Origin of the sequence: Rhodanobacter sp. C05 (genome assembly GCF_002001165.1) — a bacterium.
In the GTDB taxonomy this organism is placed as follows: Bacteria; Pseudomonadota; Gammaproteobacteria; order Xanthomonadales; family Rhodanobacteraceae; genus Rhodanobacter.
In genome coordinates this window covers 243823-260993 of the sequence record NZ_MUNQ01000007.1, presented here as the reverse complement: position 1 = coordinate 260993, position 17171 = coordinate 243823, and the positions used below count along the sequence as shown (strand labels likewise).

General features: G+C 62.6%; 17 protein-coding genes. 4 read left to right on the top strand and 13 right to left on the bottom strand.

What is annotated here, in order from left to right:
* Positions 1 to 124 precede the first annotated feature (124 nt).
* Both hisF and hisIE read left to right on the top strand, forming a co-directional pair.
* On the top strand, positions 125 to 895 hold the full coding sequence (gene hisF / locus B0E51_RS05745; protein ID WP_077443880.1) for an imidazole glycerol phosphate synthase subunit HisF: 771 nt from the start codon (positions 125 to 127) through the stop codon (positions 893 to 895).
* A gap of 20 nt (positions 896 to 915) precedes the next feature.
* Positions 916 to 1548, top strand: coding sequence for a bifunctional phosphoribosyl-AMP cyclohydrolase/phosphoribosyl-ATP diphosphatase HisIE (gene hisIE / locus B0E51_RS05740; protein WP_077443879.1), 633 nt, complete (start codon positions 916 to 918; stop codon positions 1546 to 1548).
* Between the two features lie 32 nt (positions 1549 to 1580).
* Here hisIE and B0E51_RS05735 read toward each other — a convergent pair whose 3' ends face one another.
* From B0E51_RS05735 to B0E51_RS05720, 4 genes are all read right to left on the bottom strand, one after another.
* The gene (locus B0E51_RS05735; protein WP_077443878.1) at positions 1581 to 2606 is read right to left on the bottom strand and encodes a C13 family peptidase; all 1026 of its coding nucleotides are present in this window, start codon (positions 2604 to 2606) and stop codon (positions 1581 to 1583) included.
* Between the two features lie 19 nt (positions 2607 to 2625).
* Complete coding sequence (gene mtnC, locus B0E51_RS05730; RefSeq protein WP_077443877.1) at positions 2626 to 3312, bottom strand: acireductone synthase; 687 nt, start codon at positions 3310 to 3312, stop codon at positions 2626 to 2628.
* A gap of 135 nt (positions 3313 to 3447) precedes the next feature.
* The gene (locus B0E51_RS05725) at positions 3448 to 4011 is read right to left on the bottom strand and encodes an acireductone dioxygenase (protein WP_077443876.1); all 564 of its coding nucleotides are present in this window, start codon (positions 4009 to 4011) and stop codon (positions 3448 to 3450) included.
* Complete coding sequence (locus B0E51_RS05720) at positions 4008 to 4658, bottom strand: methylthioribulose 1-phosphate dehydratase (RefSeq protein WP_077443875.1); 651 nt, start codon at positions 4656 to 4658, stop codon at positions 4008 to 4010. The genes B0E51_RS05725 and B0E51_RS05720 overlap by 4 nt, the downstream gene beginning before the upstream one ends.
* A gap of 166 nt (positions 4659 to 4824) precedes the next feature.
* On the opposite strand from B0E51_RS05720, the gene B0E51_RS05715 reads away from it, so the two are divergent.
* Positions 4825 to 5157 (top strand): high-potential iron-sulfur protein, encoded by a 333-nt coding sequence (locus tag B0E51_RS05715; protein ID WP_077443874.1) that lies wholly within the window; start codon positions 4825 to 4827, stop codon positions 5155 to 5157.
* 461 nt (positions 5158 to 5618) lie between these two features.
* On the opposite strand, the gene B0E51_RS05710 is transcribed toward B0E51_RS05715, so the two are convergent.
* Together B0E51_RS05710 and B0E51_RS05705 are read right to left on the bottom strand one after the other, a co-directional pair.
* Positions 5619 to 7064 carry an amino acid permease gene (locus B0E51_RS05710; RefSeq protein ID WP_077443873.1) on the bottom strand — a complete coding sequence of 482 codons (1446 nt, stop codon included), beginning with the start codon at positions 7062 to 7064 and terminating at the stop codon, positions 5619 to 5621.
* 75 nt (positions 7065 to 7139) lie between these two features.
* Positions 7140 to 8624, bottom strand: coding sequence for an amino acid permease (locus B0E51_RS05705; protein ID WP_077443872.1), 1485 nt, complete (start codon positions 8622 to 8624; stop codon positions 7140 to 7142).
* Positions 8625 to 8784: 160 nt separating this feature from the next.
* On the opposite strand from B0E51_RS05705, the gene B0E51_RS05700 reads away from it, so the two are divergent.
* Positions 8785 to 9345 carry an NUDIX hydrolase gene (locus tag B0E51_RS05700; protein ID WP_077443871.1) on the top strand — a complete coding sequence of 187 codons (561 nt, stop codon included), beginning with the start codon at positions 8785 to 8787 and terminating at the stop codon, positions 9343 to 9345.
* Positions 9346 to 9432: 87 nt separating this feature from the next.
* Here the strand turns inward: B0E51_RS05700 and B0E51_RS05695 are convergent, their stop codons facing one another.
* The 7 genes from B0E51_RS05695 to msrA form a co-directional block, all read right to left on the bottom strand.
* On the bottom strand, positions 9433 to 9966 hold the full coding sequence (locus B0E51_RS05695) for a 3-hydroxyanthranilate 3,4-dioxygenase (RefSeq protein WP_077443870.1): 534 nt from the start codon (positions 9964 to 9966) through the stop codon (positions 9433 to 9435).
* Positions 9967 to 10075: 109 nt separating this feature from the next.
* The gene (locus B0E51_RS05690; protein WP_077443869.1) at positions 10076 to 10660 is read right to left on the bottom strand and encodes a fasciclin domain-containing protein; all 585 of its coding nucleotides are present in this window, start codon (positions 10658 to 10660) and stop codon (positions 10076 to 10078) included.
* Positions 10661 to 10782: 122 nt separating this feature from the next.
* Positions 10783 to 11508: an anti-sigma factor gene (locus B0E51_RS05685; protein ID WP_077443868.1), complete on the bottom strand. Its 726-nt coding sequence runs from the start codon at positions 11506 to 11508 to the stop codon at positions 10783 to 10785.
* A complete protein-coding gene (locus B0E51_RS05680; RefSeq protein ID WP_217333071.1) occupies positions 11505 to 12062 on the bottom strand; it encodes a sigma-70 family RNA polymerase sigma factor in 558 nt (185 codons plus the stop codon). Before B0E51_RS05680 ends, B0E51_RS05685 begins: the two co-directional genes overlap by 4 nt.
* Before the next feature lie 122 nt (positions 12063 to 12184).
* Positions 12185 to 14074: a DNA topoisomerase IV subunit B gene (gene parE / locus B0E51_RS05675; RefSeq protein ID WP_077443866.1), complete on the bottom strand. Its 1890-nt coding sequence runs from the start codon at positions 14072 to 14074 to the stop codon at positions 12185 to 12187.
* A 249-nt stretch (positions 14075 to 14323) separates the two neighbouring features.
* The gene (locus B0E51_RS05670) at positions 14324 to 16171 is read right to left on the bottom strand and encodes an ABC transporter ATP-binding protein (protein ID WP_254424419.1); all 1848 of its coding nucleotides are present in this window, start codon (positions 16169 to 16171) and stop codon (positions 14324 to 14326) included.
* A gap of 90 nt (positions 16172 to 16261) precedes the next feature.
* Positions 16262 to 16975, bottom strand: coding sequence for a peptide-methionine (S)-S-oxide reductase MsrA (gene msrA / locus B0E51_RS05665; protein ID WP_077443865.1), 714 nt, complete (start codon positions 16973 to 16975; stop codon positions 16262 to 16264).
* Positions 16976 to 17171: the final 196 nt, after the last annotated feature.

Below are 17171 nucleotides of genomic sequence, written 5' to 3'. Positions count from 1 at the left end.
GTGCAGAGCTTTTGACTTTGAGATCAAGAGCAACCCCTCCCCAGCCCTCCCCTGCAAGCAGGGGAGGGAGCGTGATTTCGGCATCGCTCCTGCGCACCTCGCAGGTGAGCAAGGGAGAGATACGATGCTGAGCCGCCGCATCATTCCCTGCCTGGACGTGCGCGAGGGCAAGGTGGTCAAGGGCGTGCGTTTCCGCGATCACGTGGTGATGGGCGAGATCGTCGACCTCGCGCTGCGTTATCGCGACGAGGGTGCCGATGAGCTGGTGTTCTACGACATCACCGCCAGTCCGGAAGGGCGAAGCGTGGATCGAAGCTGGGTCGAACGGGTGGCACGGGTGATCGACATCCCGTTCTGCGTCGCCGGTGGTATTCGTTCGGCGGACGAGGCGCGCACGGTGCTGCATGCCGGCGCCGACAAGATTTCGGTGAACTCGCCGGCGTTGGAGCGGCCTGCATTGATCGATGAACTGGCCGCCGCGTTCGGTGTGCAGTGCGTGGTGGTCGGCATCGATTCGCTGCGCGATGAGGATGGCGCATGGCGCGTGCGCCAGTACACCGGCGATCCCACCAAGACGCAGGCGTTGGCACGCAAGACGCTGGACTGGATGATCGAGGCGCAGCAGCGTGGTGCCGGCGAGATCGTGCTCAACTGCATGGGCAGCGACGGTGTGCGCCAGGGCTACGACCTGGAACAGTTGTCGATTGCGCGCGCGATCTGCCAGGTGCCGCTGATCGCTTCCGGCGGTGCCGGTGCGCCAGGGCATTTCCGCGACGCCTTCGTCGAGGCCGACGTGGACGGCGCACTGGCCGCCAGCGTATTCCACTCCGGCGCAATCGCGATCCCCGCACTCAAGCATTATCTGCACGGGCAGCGCGTGGCAGTCCGCCTGTGAGCATCCAAGGACAAGCAGCGATGAGCGATTCCAATACCGACTTCAGCCGCCTCGATTGGGCCAAGGGCGACGGCCTGCTGCCGGCGATCGTGCAGCACTGGCTGAGCGGCGAGGTGTTGATGCTTGGCTACATGAATGCCGAAGCGCTGGCGCAGACGCAGGCCAGCGGCAAGGTCACGTTCTACAGCCGCAGCAAGCAGCGCCTGTGGACCAAGGGCGAAAGCTCCGGCCACGTGCTGGTATTGAAGTCGATCCGCATCGACTGCGACGCCGACACCTTGCTGGTGCAGGCCGAGCCGCATGGGTCGACCTGCCATCTTGGAACGTACAGCTGCTTCGGCGAAGCCGTGCAACCACCGCTTGGCTTCCTCGCCGAACTCGACGCAATGGTCGCGCAGCGCCATGCCGAGCGTCCTGGGGGTAGTTACACCACCAAGCTGTTCGAAGGCGGGATTCGCCGGATGGCGCAGAAGGTCGGTGAGGAAGGCGTCGAGACGGCGCTGGCCGCGGTGGTGCAGGACGATGCCGAACTACTTGGTGAGTCAGCCGACTTGATCTTCCATCTCACCGTGATGTTGCGTGCACGCGGGCTATCACTGACGGATGTTGCGCTGCTGCTGGCCACGCGGCACAGCGCGCGCAAGGGGCATTGAGTAGGACTGTACTTAAGAGACGTACGGATGGACTACTGCGCTATCGCTGTCGTGCTGGCCTGCGCTGGCACTGCTGGCTTGAAAGCCACTGCGGGGCCCGGCGTGAAGCCTTTGCGCCACTGCGCGAGCTGATCCGCGATGCCGCTGCCGATATCGATCTGCGGTTCCGACGCAGTGAGCTTGTCCTTCTGCTCCCACTGGCTGATCTCGCTACTGGCCTGCTTGAACGCTTCGATGAAATCCGGTGTGCGGTTGAGTGCATCGATAAGCCACGCCTTGCCGAAATAGGTGGCGTCCGAGTCGCTGCCGCAGCCGAACGAACTGCGGTCGGTGCGGGCGGCGGTGAGTATCAGCGTGCCGGGATTGTGCAGCGACGGCACGAAGCCTCCCGAGTAGCACGAGTTGATCACCAGCACCTTCCACTTGAACGGGTGCTTGGCCAGGATGCTGGCCAGATCAGGGGCGCCGATCTGGTCGAGCGGCAGCGGGTCCATGTCGACCAGCAGATTGTGATCTTCGTCGCCGTGGCTGGTGACATATAGCATGAGGATGTCCTGGTCCGGCTGCATCACCTTGGTCAGGCCATCGAGCGTGCTTTCAAGATTGCTCCAACTGGCCAGGGGATGAGTCGCCAGCGTGCCCGGATTGTTTTCGAGTACCAGGGTATGCGCAGTAGCACCGAAGCGCCCTGCAAACAATTGGGCGGTGTACTCGGCTTCGTTGCGGAACACGTCTTCGCCGCCGTCGCCGGCAAAAGTCACCACGTACAGGTTGGGCTTGCCAGCCACACGTGGAGTCAGTTTTGACAGAGCCTCGTGAACCATCTGCGGCTGCGCGTAGAACACCTGCTCCGGAGTCGGGGCGGTGTTAGGCCAGTCATCTCCATTGGTGGCGTCAGTCGAGGATGCTTCTGCTGCGCTGCTGTCCGCGCTGCTCGGAGCCGAGGCGGAGGGTGCTGGCAGGCTGGCACCGGTTGGCGCTGTTGAATGGTTGGGCAGCCATATCATCAGAAGCACGCCAGCGGCGAAGGCAAGCAGGGCAGTCAGGACAGTACGCATGGCGGAATCTGCGGCCGGTTCAGAGAGTGATGGCGTCGAAATCGCGGTAGGCCGGATGCTGCCGTGTATCCGGCCACGCCAGCGGTTCGCGGATCAGCCAGCCGGTGTGGAAACCGGCGGCCTGCGCCGCGTCGAGTTCTTCCACGATGTCGGAAAGGAACAGGATGTGCCCGGGCTGTTCGCCGATGGCATCGGCGATACGCCGGTAGGATTCGGTCTCGCGTTTCGGGCCGGTTTCGGTATCGAAATAGCCGGCAAACAGCGGGGTCAGGTCACCGGCCTCGCTGTAACGGAAAAGCAGCTGCTGTGCCGGCACCGAGCCGGAAGAATAGACGTACAGGCGCAGTCCGTCGGCGCGCCAGTCGCGCAACCGCGCAGCGACTTCGGGGTACATGTGGGCACGATAGTCGCCGGTTGCGTAGCCATCTTTCCAGATCATCCCCTGCAGCGCTTTCAATGCGGTGGATTTGCGATCCTGGTCGATCCACTGCAGCAGCAGTTCGATGATGTCCTGGCGACTGGCTTCGACCAGCCCGGCCTCCCTGGCAGCCTCATGCAGCCAGTGCTGCACTTCGGGCTGGTCGCCATGGGTTTCGATGAAAGCCGGCAGCCGCTTGCGCGCATAGGGGAACAGCACGTCGCGGACGAAACTGATCGAGCTGGTAGTGCCCTCGATGTCGGTGACGATGGCGCGGATTTCGATCATGGCGGCACTGGTGGAAAAAGGATCACCAGCATAAACGAATGGCTGCCTGGTTGCGTCGCGGGTTGGGGTCGCGAATGTGCGCGTCGCCGCGGTTGTCGCAATCAGCCTGCCATTCCCCGGCCCGCCATGCGCCCCTCAGCCCGTCATTGCCTGGCGCGGCTGCATCCGAGGAAAGCGCTGTGCGATGTCGTCGCCGGTGAATTGCGCTACCCAGCCTTCCTTGTTGGTGAACAGCCGGATTGCCACGAAGTAGGGTGCCTCGCTCATGTCGAACCAGTGGCGAGTGCCGTCCGGCACGCCGATCAGGTCACCCTGTTCGCACAGGATGTCGTAGACCTTGCCGGCGATGTGCAAGGTGAACTGGCCGGAGCCGGCGACGAAGAAACGCACTTCGTCCTCGCTGTGGGTGTGCTCGCTGAGGAATTTCTGCCGCAGCGTGGCGCGGTCAGGGTGGTCGGGCGCAAGGCTGATCACATCGACCGCCTGATAGCCCCTCTCTTCCTTCAAGCGATCGATATCGCCGCGGTACGCGGCGATCACTTCGTCCTGGCTTGCGCCGGGCGCGATCGGTTGACTCGCTTCCCATTCCTCGAAACGGACGCCGACCTTGCCCAGTTCATGGGCGATCGAGGCGTGCTCAAGATGCTCCGTCAGCGGCGATTGCGGCTGGGATTCGTCGAAGATACGCAGGCGGCTCATGATGCCCTCAGTTTTTTCAGGTCCAGTTCGCAGCTGAGCAGGAACTCCAGCGCTTCCAGATGGCGTTGCGCCTCGGCCATGTCGCGGCCCCAGGTGTAGATGCCGTGGCCGTCGATCAGATAGGCGTGCAAGGGCTTGCCGGCATCCAGCCAGGCGTCGACCTGGGTGACCAGTTCGGGCATGTGCTGGGTATTCGGGAACACCGGAATCTCCAGCACGCTCTCATGCGTGTGGTAGCCGGTGATCGCCTTCTGCAGCTCCCAGCCTTGCAGGCGAATCATCCCCTCACTGGCGAACAGCCTGGATGCCACGCTCTGAGTGTGCGAGTGGGTGTGCAGCACTGCGCACATGTCTGCCCAGCGCCGGTAGATATGGGTGTGCAGGGCAGTCTCGGCACTGGGTCGAGCGTCGGTACCGACGGCGTTGCCATTCAGATCGATCAGCATGATGTCGCTGCGACCGAGCCGACCCTTGTGTCGGCCGGAGATGGTGATGGCCGCATGCTCTGCATCGACCCGCATCGAGAAATTGCTGCTCGTAGCCGGTGTCCAGCCCATCGCCGACAGCTCGCGCGCCGTATCCGCGATGGCGTCTGCACAGGCATCGAACGTATCTGTGGCGATCGTGGCGGGGAGGTCTTGGCTCATGGTGTTTGGACGTCCAAATGAGGGTCCATGATAACATGTGCGAGGCGGCTGCCTTGTTTAAATGAGAGCCATTCTCGCAAGTCATGAAAGATTGCGGTGGCGGGCGTACCATCCAGCAGTAATCCGGGGCAGGGTGCGCCGGATAGATCCCGACGGAGGCTTGTCCATGTCGAACGAACAAGATAACGAATCGCGTCGCCGATTCCTCAAGGTCGCAGCCGGCACCACCGTCGCTGCCTTGGTCATCGGCGGCTTGCCGCGCTTCGCACGTGCTGCCGATCTGCCGCCGGTGACCGAGGCCGATCCGACCGCCAAGGCGCTTGGTTACGTGGAAGATGCCAGCAAGTCCACCGACGCGAAACACAAGGCGGGTGACAGCTGCTCCAATTGCCAGTTCTATTCCGGCGGCGCCACCGGTCGCGGGCCGTGCCAGCTGTTCCCGGGCAAGTCGGTGAATGCGAAAGGCTGGTGCGTGTCACACACGCCAAAGAAGTCCTGATCGCACTACGTCAGTAGCGCATGCGGATCATTTGAAGGCCGGCATATCGCCGGCCTTTTCTTTTGATGCGCGTGATGAGGGTGCATCGCCTGTGGCGAAGCACTGGAAAAGTCGGGTGAGGGGGAAGTGCGGGGCGGCTGGCCCGAAGAAAGTGCTGCCCGACGCATCAAGCTGAGGAGCTGACTCACCTGATGCGCCGGGCGGCGATCCGGGGCCCACTGCCAAGTGATCAACCCGCGGACTGAGGATGATACTCCCGCGATTGGCGAATGGGCGATCAGCTACCGAAGATCTATCGAAAAAATCTCGTTAAATATATTAAAAACAATGACTTGAGTAAAAATTCTTGATTATTTTCATTAGAAGTGTGCCTTGGTGACACAAATGCCACTTCTGCGAATATCAAGGATGTTCGAAGCTTTTTGATGCCAATTAACGCAAATGGCAACTTTTCAGCCAAGTCATGCCTGAGGCAGATTCCGCAGCTGACTATGCTTGCGGCCATAGCCGAAGTAGATCGCCAGGCCGATCACCGTCCAGATGCCGAGCATCAGCCACTGGTACCAGTTTTCCCAGTAGAGCAAGCCAAGGCAGCTGAGCACGCCGAGTACGCAGGTGACCGGCGCCCATGGCACGCGGAAGGTGCGTGGCAGGTCGGGTTGCGTGTGACGCAGGATCAGCACGCCGGCACAGACCGCGACGAAGGCGATCAAGGTGCCCATCGAGACGAGGTCACCGAGTATGTCGAGCGGGAACACCGCAGCGAGTGCTGCGATGCCGATGCCGGTGATCACGGTGTTGATGTGCGGTGTGCGATAGCGCGGGTGGATTTTGGAGAACACCTTGGGCAGCATGCCGTCGCGGCTCATGATCATGAAGATGCGAGGCTGCGCGATGATCATGACCAGGATCACCGACGACAATCCGATCAGCGCGCCGATTTCGACCACCCAGCGCAGCCAGCCGAGTTCCGGATGTGCCCTGACTGCCGTCACGACGGGCTCGGCGGTGCCGAGCTGGTCGAACGGCAGCAGTCCGGTGATCACCGCGGCGACACCGATGTACAAAACAGTACAGATGGCCAGCGATGCCAGCGTGGCGATCGGCAGATCGCGCTGCGGATTCTTCGCTTCCTGCGCGGCGGTCGAGGTGGCCTCGAAGCCGATATAGGCGAAGAACACCAGGGTCGCCGCCCGCATGATGCCGGACCAGCCGTATTTTTCCGGACTCTGGTTGGCCGGTATGAAGGGATGCCAGTAACTCGGGTTCACGTAATGCCAGCCGGCGACGATCACGATCACGATCAGGCCGACCTTGAGGATCACCATGGCGAGATTTGCGCCGCTGGATTCCTTGATGCCGACGTAACACAACCAGGTCAGGACCAGCACGATTGCAACTGCTGGCATATTGAACAGGGCACCGGTCGTCACGAGGTGACCGTCCGTATAGGCGAGTGGCGCATTGGTCAGCACGTCGGGCAAATGGAGGCCGCAGTTATCCAGCAGGCTGACGAAATAACCGGTCCAGCTCACCGCGACGGCGGAGGCTGACACACCGTATTCCAGCACCATGTTCCAGCCAATGAACCAGGCCACCAGCTCGCCCAGGGTGGCGTACGCGTAGGAATACGAGCTGCCCGACATCGGGATCAATGTCGCGAACTCGGCATAGCAAAGCGCCGTGAAACTGCAGCAGATGGCGGCGATCACGAACGAGAGGATGATCGCCGGGCCGGCATGCTCGGCAGCAGCCTGGCCGGTGATCACGAAGATGCCCCCGCCGATCACGGCGCCGATGCCCAGCGCGGTGAGACCCCACGGGCCCAGCGTCCGTTTCAGGCCTGGGCCGTCACCTTCATCGACATTCGAGAAATCGGTCTTGCGCGCGAGTAGCTGCTTGAGCATGGGCGTTCCGGATATAACACCGGCACGGTGGGCACCGTGCCGGCAATGTTGCAGGCTGAATAGAGGGGCGCAGGATCAATCCGGCTCGGTGCCGTTGGCCAGATGGCTCTTGCGATAGCCATAGAGGTAATAGATCACCAGACCAATCGCCGCCCAGCTGAAGAAGATGACAATGGTCTTGGTCGAAAGGTTGAAGAACAGCAGCAGGCAACCGAACACGGCAAGCGGGCAGACCACCCAGGGCAACGGCGTGCGGAACGGACGATGACGGTCAGGCTGCTTGATGCGAAGGATCAGTACGCCAAGTGACACCATCATGAAGGCAAACAGGGTGCCCGAATTCGTGACGTCAGCGAGCGCACCCACCGGGAACATGGCGCCGAACAGGGATACGAAGACGCCGGTGATCAGCGTGATCACGTATGGCGTGTGGAAGCGTGGATGGATCTTCGCGAGCGAATTCGGCAGCAGGCCGTCGCGGGCCATGGTGAAGAAGATGCGGGTCTGTCCGTAGGTCATCGTGAGGATGACCGACGGCAACGCGATGCTCGCCGCGAAGCCGATCATGTTGCCCAGCTGATTGTGGTTGAGCAGGCGCATGACGTGCGCCAGTGCTTCCTTGCTGCAGACCAGTGCCTGCGAGGCATGGCAGGCCACCGCCATTTCGGGTGTGCCTGGCTGCAGTGCGAGGCCATCCGGGCCGAGCATCGGTTGCGCACCCACCGAGCCGACGGCCGCGTAGCTCACCAGCAGGTAGTAGATGGTGCAAACGCCGAGTGAGCCGATCAGGCCGATCGGGATGTTGCGGTTCGGATTCTTGGTCTCTTCCGCTGCCGTCGATACGGCGTCGAAGCCGACATAGGCGAAGAAGATCGAGGCGGCGGCGCCAAGCACGCCAATGCCGCCCATCGGGCTGCCCCAGCCGTTGGGCACGAAGGGCTTGAAGTTCGGATCCTTCACGGCGGGCAGCGCCACGTAGATGAACACGGTCAATGCCGCGACTTTGATCAGCACCAGGAAGGCATTGACCTTGGCTGACTTGGAGGTGCCGACAACCAGCAGGAGAGTGACGGCAATTCCGATCAGGAAGGCGAGCAGGTTGAAGGTGCCGCCGTCCATCGGGCCCGTGCGCAGGAATTCCGGCAGCCCGAATCCGCTGTGGGCAAGCAGCCCGTTCACGTATCCTGACCAGCCCACGCAGACCGTACTGGCGGCGACCGTGTATTCCAGCACGAGTGCCCAGCCGACCACCCAAGCCACGCTCTCGCCAATCACACCATAGGTGTAGGTATAGGCGGACCCGGCCACCGGTATCATCGAAGCCAGTTCGGCGTAGGCCAGCGCGGCAAGCGCGCAGACCACCGCGGCGATCACGAAGGCGATCATCATGCCGGGACCTGCTTTCTGGCCCGCTTCGGCGGTCAGCACGAAAATGCCGGTGCCGATGATGGCGCCGATACCGAGCAGGGTGAGCTGGATGGGGCCGAGCTGACGTGTGAGGCTTTTCTTCTCGGCGGTGGCGAGAATCTGATCGAGTGACTTGACGCGCTGGAAAAGCATTTGGTGACTCCCCGTGAAAACCAATGCACGCTCGCCTGGAACCGCGACGAGTATGACGCGACGAGCCGATGTGACAAGCAACCATAACGGAGTGGCGGAAGGGGAACAAGCTGCGACGCAGCTATGATGGACGCCGTTCCCGCATCCCATGTCTCAAGTCATGCTGTCTGATTTTTCGCGAATGCGGCTCGACTTCGAGGAATACGCCTCGCGTACTCCCGGGGATGTTGCCTCGGTTGCCCGGTTCACCGGTTTCCTGCAGTCCCATCCTGCCGTGTTCGAGCGCAGTCATCTCTCGGGTCACTTCACCGGCTCGGCATGGCTGGTCAGTGCAGACGGCATGCGCGTGCTGCTGATGCACCATCGCAAGCTGGACCGCTGGCTGCAGCCGGGAGGTCATGCTGACGGTGATGTGGATCTGGCGCGGGTAGCGTTGCGCGAAGCAGAGGAAGAAACCGGCGTGGTGGGTCTACGTGTTGAAGCTGGCATCTTCGACATCGATCGTCACCGGATTGCGGCACGCGGCAGTCAGCCGGATCACTGGCATTACGATGTTCGCTATGTCGTGCATGCTGGCGAGGATGAGCGCTTCACAATCAACGAGGAATCACTGGCGCTGGCGTGGCGCCAGGTGGCGGATGTGGCCGATGATTCCAGCCTGGATACCTCGTTGCAGCGGATGGCGCGCAAATGGCTGGCTCGAGATGACGCTAACGCATAGGGAAAGCTCAGAGCATGCCGTCTTTCCCGCAATAGCGGGAATCCATGGCGAACAGTTACATGGATGCCCGCTTTCGCGGGCATGACGTCAGGGGTGGTATTCGGCGTATTTCGCCGGTGCCGGGTTCAGGTGCCCGCAGGCGTCACAGCTGCGCGCATCGCGTGAACCGTAGAAGCGGTCGAACACCGGCGGGAAATCGCGTTCGATGCTGTCGAGCACGAAATATTCCTCGTACAGCTTGTGGTTGCAACGCTCGCAAAACCACAGCAGACCATCCTTCTCACCGCGGACGCGGCGCCGTTCGATCACCAGGCCGATCGAATCAGGCAGGCGCTGTGGCGAGTGCGGTACGCACGGCGGCAGGTAAAAGATTTCGCCGGCGCGAATCGGGATATCGCGCGCGTGGCCATCGTCCTGCACCTTCAACACCATCTCGCCCTCGAGCTGGTAGAAGAACTCCGGGCCTTCGTCGTGGTGGTAATCGGTACGCGCGTTGGGGCCGCCGACGATCATGATGATGAAGTCGCCGTCGACGATGCACTTGTTGCCTACCGGCGGTTTGAGCAGGTGGCGGTGTTCGTCGATCCAGCGCTGGAGGTCGAGCGGAGCTAGCAGGGCCATGCGAAATTCCCACGAAAACCAGCAAGCACCTTAGCGCCGATGTCGTCGCAAAAAAAGCCGCCCCGACGATGGAATCGGGGCGGCCGATGCAATGAAGCGTTACTGCCGATTACGGCATCAGTACCTTGTCGATCACGAAGATCACGCCATTCGACTGGATCACGTCCGCGATGGTGATGTTGGCCGCGTTGCCCTTGTCGTCGGTGACAGTCCAGGCGCTGCCGCTCTTTGCGACCGTGATCGAATCACCTTCGACAGTCTTCAGCACGGCCTTGCCGCCGCCTGTCATGACTGCCTTTTCGAGGTCATGCGAGGTCATCTTTCCGGCCACCACATGGTAGGTAAGAATCTTGGTCAGCGTGGCCCTGTTCTCAGGCTTCAGCAGATTGTCGACGGTGCCTGCGGGCAGCGCCGCAAACGCCTCGTTGGTTGGCGCGAACACCGTGAACGGACCCGTGCCGGAAAGGGTGTCGACCAGGCCGGCAGCCTTCACCGCGGCGACCAGGGTGGTGTGATCCTTCGAGTTGACCGCGTTCTGGATGATGTTCTTCGACGGGTACATCGCCGCACCGCCGACCATCACGGTCTTTTCCATGCTCATCGAGCCGGCCATGGCCATCGGTGCTGCAGCCGCCGTGGCCAATGCCAGAGAAAAGCCAAGGGCAACGGTGCGCATGTGCTGATTGATCTTCATCTCGTTCTCCAGTGATGTCCGCTTCGCGGATCGGAAGCGGGAGGAGATACGCAGCAGATGTGGTTACGGATGCAAACGGGACAAAAATAAGTTGATCCCAACCCAGCCATGCAACAAGCCGGTCAGGCGCCGGTGATTGCACCCTTGGCCATCACCGGGCCGGTGGGCTGGCCGGTGGGTGAGCCGCCAACCGGTTCCACCGATACGGCAAGCAGAGCCTGGGCGCTCAGGCGTGTCAGCAATTGGGTGCGCAAGGCGATGGTCGTGGGTTTGTCGCGTGCGATCACGCCCAGTGAGATGGGCTTTTCACCCGGCGGGATCAGCCACAGCTCGGGTGCGCGCCCCTGCACAAACGCGGTCGGCGTGGCCGGTACCACGATCATTCGCGCATGCTGAAGATCCATCGTGGCGGTCCAGCCGGTGACACCATTGTCCTGCGTGATGGTGGCGGCCATGTAACCGGCGTTGACCACCGATGGCGTGGTTGCCAGGCGTGGCAGTGCAAACATGACCGCCACGCAGGCTGCCGCCACCATGCTGGCGCCGATGCCGAGCCAGCGCCACAGGCGCAGGTTGTCCCATAGGCTGGTGCGTGGCTGCGGCGTTGCCGGTGCAGCCAATTGCAGTGAATCGCGGATGCGTGCCCAGACATACGGCGCCGGAGCCATGTCGCCGACATCGTCGGCCAGTGGCGTCAAATGACGTTGCCACAGGGCGACCGCTGCGGCGGCTTGCGGATTGACCTGAATCTCCCGCTCCACCGCCGCGCGCGCATCGGCGTCCAGCACACCGAGTACGTACTCGGCATAGCGCAGATCGTCGTGGCGGTGGTCGGCAGGTGTGTTCATCGTTCCAGACAGGTGCGTAGTTGCAGCAGGCTGCGGCGGATCCAGCTTTTCATGGTGCCCAGCGGCACCTTGCAGCGGGTCGCCAGTTCGTTATACGTCGCGCCGGTGAAAAAGGCTTCACGCACGGCAGCGCGCTGCGGCGATTCCAGTTCGTCCAGACATCGCTGCAGACGTTGGCGCTCCTGGCTGATTTCGGCGTCGGCGGCTGGTGTGGGCTGCACATCGGCGGTTTCTTCGAGCCGGAGCGGGTCGTCCAGCTGTTCTTCGCGGTGTTGGCGCAGCCGATCGATCGCCTTGTTGCGGGCCAGCGTTACCAGCCAGGTGATGGCGCTGGCCTTGGATGCATCGAAACTGGCGGCGCGGCGCCATACGGTCATGTAGGTTTCCTGCAATACCTCTTCGGCTTCGCTGCGTTCACGCAGCATGCGCAGGCATACGCCAAACAGTTTCGATGAGGTGCGCTGGTACAGCTCGGCAAAGGCGTGTTGATCACCGCGGCCCGTGTGGATCAGCAGACGGGTCAACTCCTCAGGTTCGACCGGGCTGCTGCTCACAGGCATGTGGCCTTGCCATCCGGCATGAGACGGGGTGTGCTCGACGTACGGATTGCAAGGTGCTCAATCGGCATGGCGTCAGCATGAAGGCTGCATTGCGCGCGGGCAAGACATCCGACGAATCAGACTTCCAGCGTGGCCAGATCACCTTTCTCTTCCAGCCATGCCTTGCGATCGCCGGCGCGCTTCTTCGCCAGCAGCATGTCCATCAGCTTGGCGGTGCCGTCGTCGTTACCGATGGTCAGCTGGACCAACCGGCGCGTGTCCGGATGGATGGTCGATTCGCGCAGCTGCGGCGGGTTCATTTCGCCCAGACCCTTGAAGCGGGTGGTGCTGACCGCGCCCTTGATCTTCTCGCGCTCGATCCGCTGCAACATCGCTTCCTTCTCGCTTTCGTCGAGGCAATAGAACACCTGCTTGCCGACATCGACGCGGAACAGCGGCGGCATCGCCACGAACACATGGCCTTCGCTGACCAGCGTGGGGAAATGTTTAAGGAACAACGCCGCCAGCAGCGTGGCGATGTGCAGGCCATCCGAGTCCGCATCGGCGAGAATGATCACCTTGCCGTAGCGCAGGCCGGACAGGTCATCTTTGCCTGGGTCGCAGCCGATCGCCACGGCGAGGTTGTGCACTTCTTCCGACGCCAGCACCGAGGTCGACTCGACTTCCCAGGTGTTGAGGATCTTGCCGCGCAGCGGCAGGATCGCCTGGAACTCCTTGTCGCGCGCCTGCTTGGCGCTCCCGCCCGCGGAGTCGCCCTCGACGAGAAACAGTTCGGTGCGGGTGAGGTCGGTGGCCGTGCAGTCGGCCAGTTTGCCGGGCAGTTGCGGGCCCTGGGTGATCTTCTTGCGCACGATCTGCTTGGCCGCTTTCAGCCGCGCGCTGGCGCGCTCGATCGCCAGCTGGGCAATCCGCTCGCCCATCTCCACGTTCTGATTGAGCCACAGGCTGAAGGCATCGTGGATGACGTTCTCGACCATGCCGGCGGTCTGCCGCGATGAGAGTCTTTCCTTGGTCTGGCCGGCGAACTGCGGGTCCTGCAGCTTGGCCGACAGCACGAAGGCGAGCCGTTCCCACACATCTTCCGGTGCCAGCTTGACGCTGCGCGGCAGCAGGTTGCGGATCTCGCAGAACTCGCGGATCGCAGTGGTCAATCCGGTGCGCAAACCGTTGACGTGGGTGCCGCCCTGCGCGGTGGGGATCAGGTTGACGTAGCTCTCCTGCACCAATTCGCCTTCCGGCAACCAGGCCAGCGCCACTTCCAGACCTTCCACGTCGCGCGCCATGTGGTGCACGAACAGCTCGTTCGGCAAGGCCTCGCTACCGTCGAGTTCACCACGCAGGTAGTCGCGCAGGCCATCCTCGTAATGCCACTCGATCGTTTCGCCGCTGGCTTCGTCGGTGAGCTTGACGTTGAGGCCGGCGCACAGCACGGCCTTGGCGCGCAGCAAGTGCTTGAGCTTCGACAGCGAGATCTTCGGTGAATCGAAATACTTCGCTTCCGGCCAGAACCGCAAGGTGGTGCCGCTGCGCTTCTTCGGTACTGTGCCGATGACTTCCAGCGGGCTGATCTTGTCGCCGTGCGCGAACACCATTTGATATTCGGAGCCATCGCGGCGGATGTTCACCTCGACCCGGTCGGACAGCGCATTGACCACCGAGACGCCGACGCCGTGCAGGCCGCCGGAGAAGTTGTAGTTCTTGCCGCTGAACTTACCGCCCGCGTGCAGCCGGGTCATGATCAGTTCGACACCGGAGACGCCCTCTTCCGGATGGATGTCCACCGGCATGCCGCGGCCGTCGTCGCTCACTTCCACCGAACCGTCGTTGTACAGCATCACCTCGATCGAGCTGGCGTGGCCGGCCAGCGCCTCATCCACCGAGTTGTCGACCACCTCCTGCACCAGATGATTCGGGCGGGTGGTGTCGGTGTACATGCCAGGGCGGCGTTTGACCGGATCCAGGCCGGAGAGGACTTCGATATCGGCGGCGTTGTAGCGACTGCTCATGCGTGTATTTCGATCCAGACAGACGGCAAAGCATGGGGCGCGGGGGCGGGCAGGGTCAAGCCGGTGATCCATGCACAGTCGTGTTTTGTCCCGTTCACCCCCGGATCAAGTCCGGGGCAGGCTCTGAGCGTAGTCGCGTAGCGGCGAAGTCGAAGGGTTCGGCGCGCGGCTTCGACTTCGCGCCTGCGGCGCTACGCTCAGCCCGAACGGGCTTTGATGATCTGCGCTAATGGAATGGGTATCAGTTGATTACCGGTAACCTTGCGCCTGCAGCGAGAACAGGTGCGCATAGTGGCCGTCCTGCGCCATCAACTGTTCGTGGCTGCCGTGCTCGATGATGCGGCCGTCCTGGATCACGATGATCTGGTCGGCCATGCGCACGGTGGAGAAGCGGTGCGAAATCAGGATCGCGATGCGGTTGCCGGCCAGTTCGCGGAAATGCGCGAAGATGCTCGCCTCGGCCTGGGCATCCATCGCGGCGGTCGGTTCGTCCAGCACCAGGATGTCCGCGCGCGAGCGCATGAAGGCGCGCGCCAGTGCGATCTTCTGCCACTGGCCACCGGACAGTTCGCGTCCCTCGCGGAACCACTTGCCGAGCTGGGTGTTGAAGCCGGACGGCAGGCCGTCGATGAATTCGCTGGCCATGCCCTTGTCGCTGGCCTCGCGCCAGCGTGCCTCGTCCTCGAAATGGCTGACGTCGCCGGCGCCGACGTTCTCGCCCACGCGCATCTGGTAGCGCGCGAAATCCTGGAAGATCACGCCGATGCGTTGCAGCAGGGTGCTTTCGTCCCAGTCGCGCAGGTCGGTGCCGTCGAGCAGGATGCGGCCGCTGTCGGGCGAGTACAGCCGCGTCAGCAGCTTGATCAGGGTGGTCTTGCCGGAGCCGTTCTGGCCGACCAGAGCCAGCGATTCGCCGGGGCGAATATGCAGGTTGATGTCGTGCAGCGCCGGCTCGCTGGCGCCGGGATAGGTGAAGCTGACCTGCTCGAAGCGGATGCCGTCGTCCGGCTTCGCGCCGCGCTGGGCCATACCATGTGACGGTGGCACCGGCGTTTCCAGATACTCGTACAGGGTCGACAGATACAGGTTGTCCTCGTACATGCCGCCGATCGCCGACAGCATCGCCGAGACCGCCGACTGACCCTGCCGGAACAGCGACAGATACATGGTCATCTGGCCCAGTGTGATGCGGCCGATCACCGTGGTCATGGCGATCCAGGCATACGCGCCGTACAGCGTGATCGTGCCCAGCAGGCCGAGTCCGAAGCCCCAGCTTTCGCGGCGGACGGTCAGGTCGCGGTCCTCGCCGTAGAGCTTGTCGAAGATGTCGCGGTAGCGATCCAGCAGCAACGGGCCGAGCTCGTACAGCTTGACCTCCTTGGCGTGGTCCTCGCGCGCCAGCACGGTTTCCAGATACAGCTGCATGCGCGTTTCCGGCGAACGCCAGCGGAACAGCCGGAACGCATCGCCGGAAAACTTGGTTTCGGACAGGAACGAGGGCAGCCCGGCCAGCAGCAATACCGCCACCGCCCATGGCGAGAAATGGAACAGCAAGGTGCCGTAGCTGATCAGCGAGATCGCGTTCTGGCCCAGCCCGAACGTGCGGGTGACCAGCGATAGCGGTCGTGTCGACGCCTCGCGGCGGGCACGGGTGAGCTTGTCGTAGAACTCGGAATCCTCGAAGTGCGCAAGCTCCAGCGTCAGCGCCTTCTCCAGGATCATCACGTTGACGCGTTGTCCCAGCTGCGCGCGCAGCAGCGACTGGCACATCGACAGGCCACGCTGTGCACCGGCGAGGGCTGCCACCAGGATGCCTTCCAGCGCCACCCACTTGAACACAGTTGTCAGCGGCGCATGGCCGGTGCTCGCCCACAGGCGGCTGGCAGTCACCACCGCATCGACGATATGTGCGCCGACATATGCCACGCCGGCGGGCAGCAGACCGGCAATCAGCGTTAGCAACGCCAGCGCCACGGTCAACGGGCGGCTGGTACTCCACACCAGTTCCAGCGCCCGCCCGCTGTAGCGGAATACGCCCAGGAAGCTGCGGGTGAGCTCGGTGGATTCAGCCGGCGATGAATGAGCGTGAGGCGGCACGTGGGGAGCAGGTCAGGGCAGGCGCGTGAGGGGCGCGGAAGTCCAGACATGGGGGTCTTGCCGCCTCATGCAAGTCAAACTTGATCCAGCTCAGTGCAGTTGGACATCCACCACTTGCTGTTCCGGCTGATACAGGGTCGGAAACAGTTTCTGCAGATTCGCGACTTTCGGCGCATCGTTGATGACGATGTACGGATTGTCCGGGTGCTCGCTGAAGTAGTGCTGGTGATAGGCCTCGGCCGGATAGAACGCCTTCAATGGCACGACCTGGGTCACAATCGGTGCCGGGAAGGACTTCGCTGCCGTCAGCTGGGCGATGTAGTCGGTGGCGATCTTCTTCTGCTCGTCGTTGCCGTAGAAGATCACCGAACGGTATTGCGTACCGCTGTCCGGACCTTGCCGGTTGAGTTCGGTGGGATCGAGCGCGACCGAGAAGAACACCTGCAGCAACTGGCCGTAGCTGACCTTGGCGGGGTCGAACTGCACCCTGACCGACTCCGCATGGCCGGTATCGCCATCGCTGACCTCGTCATAGTGCGCCGTGTCGGCGGCGCCGCCGGAAAACCCGGAGACCACCTTGTGCACGCCCTTGACGTGCTCGAACACGGCCTCGATGCCCCAGAAGCAGCCGCCGGCCAGTACGGCGGTCTGCTCGCCCGCGGCGGCGGTCTTTGGTGCATCCACCGTGGGTGCGGGCAAAGCCTGCGTTTCGTTGGCCGCGGCAGCGGGTTGGCAGGCGCTCAGCCCGGCCACCATCAAGGCGGCGACCAGCGGGATAACGTGGAAGGCAGTTCGACGAATCATGGTGTGCCTCGCTGAAGTAGTTTGTATCGGGCTGAGCTTCGTTCCATGAAGTTACGTGGAAGCGCCAGCGACAGATGCAACGATAGACAGAGTGAATACCGTTGCATGCGTCGGATACTGTCTATTCGCTGGCCACGCGGCTTGGGTTACCCGCATGGCAGGCATCAGCGGGAAGGTACTATCGTGGCCCCGATTT

Excerpts from the sequence above, each read along its gene's own strand:
- B0E51_RS05695 (WP_077443870.1), bottom strand. The coding sequence starts at position 9,966 with ATGGCCCTGCTAGCTCCGCTCGACCTCCAGCGCTGGATCGACGAACAC.
- B0E51_RS05715 (WP_077443874.1), top strand. The coding sequence starts at position 4,825 with ATGTCGAACGAACAAGATAACGAATCGCGTCGCCGATTCCTCAAGGTC.
- B0E51_RS05735 (WP_077443878.1), bottom strand. The coding sequence starts at position 2,606 with ATGCGTACTGTCCTGACTGCCCTGCTTGCCTTCGCCGCTGGCGTGCTT.
- B0E51_RS05700 (WP_077443871.1), top strand. The coding sequence starts at position 8,785 with ATGCTGTCTGATTTTTCGCGAATGCGGCTCGACTTCGAGGAATACGCC.
- B0E51_RS05710 (WP_077443873.1), bottom strand. The coding sequence starts at position 7,064 with ATGCTCAAGCAGCTACTCGCGCGCAAGACCGATTTCTCGAATGTCGAT.
- B0E51_RS05685 (WP_077443868.1), bottom strand. The coding sequence starts at position 11,508 with ATGAACACACCTGCCGACCACCGCCACGACGATCTGCGCTATGCCGAG.
- parE (WP_077443866.1), bottom strand. The coding sequence starts at position 14,074 with ATGAGCAGTCGCTACAACGCCGCCGATATCGAAGTCCTCTCCGGCCTG.
- hisF (WP_077443880.1), top strand. The coding sequence starts at position 125 with ATGCTGAGCCGCCGCATCATTCCCTGCCTGGACGTGCGCGAGGGCAAG.
- B0E51_RS05725 (WP_077443876.1), bottom strand. The coding sequence starts at position 4,011 with ATGAGCCGCCTGCGTATCTTCGACGAATCCCAGCCGCAATCGCCGCTG.
- B0E51_RS05690 (WP_077443869.1), bottom strand. The coding sequence starts at position 10,660 with ATGAAGATCAATCAGCACATGCGCACCGTTGCCCTTGGCTTTTCTCTG.
- hisIE (WP_077443879.1), top strand. The coding sequence starts at position 916 with ATGAGCGATTCCAATACCGACTTCAGCCGCCTCGATTGGGCCAAGGGC.
- B0E51_RS05705 (WP_077443872.1), bottom strand. The coding sequence starts at position 8,624 with ATGCTTTTCCAGCGCGTCAAGTCACTCGATCAGATTCTCGCCACCGCC.
- msrA (WP_077443865.1), bottom strand. The coding sequence starts at position 16,975 with ATGATTCGTCGAACTGCCTTCCACGTTATCCCGCTGGTCGCCGCCTTG.
- B0E51_RS05720 (WP_077443875.1), bottom strand. The coding sequence starts at position 4,658 with ATGAGCCAAGACCTCCCCGCCACGATCGCCACAGATACGTTCGATGCC.
- mtnC (WP_077443877.1), bottom strand. The coding sequence starts at position 3,312 with ATGATCGAAATCCGCGCCATCGTCACCGACATCGAGGGCACTACCAGC.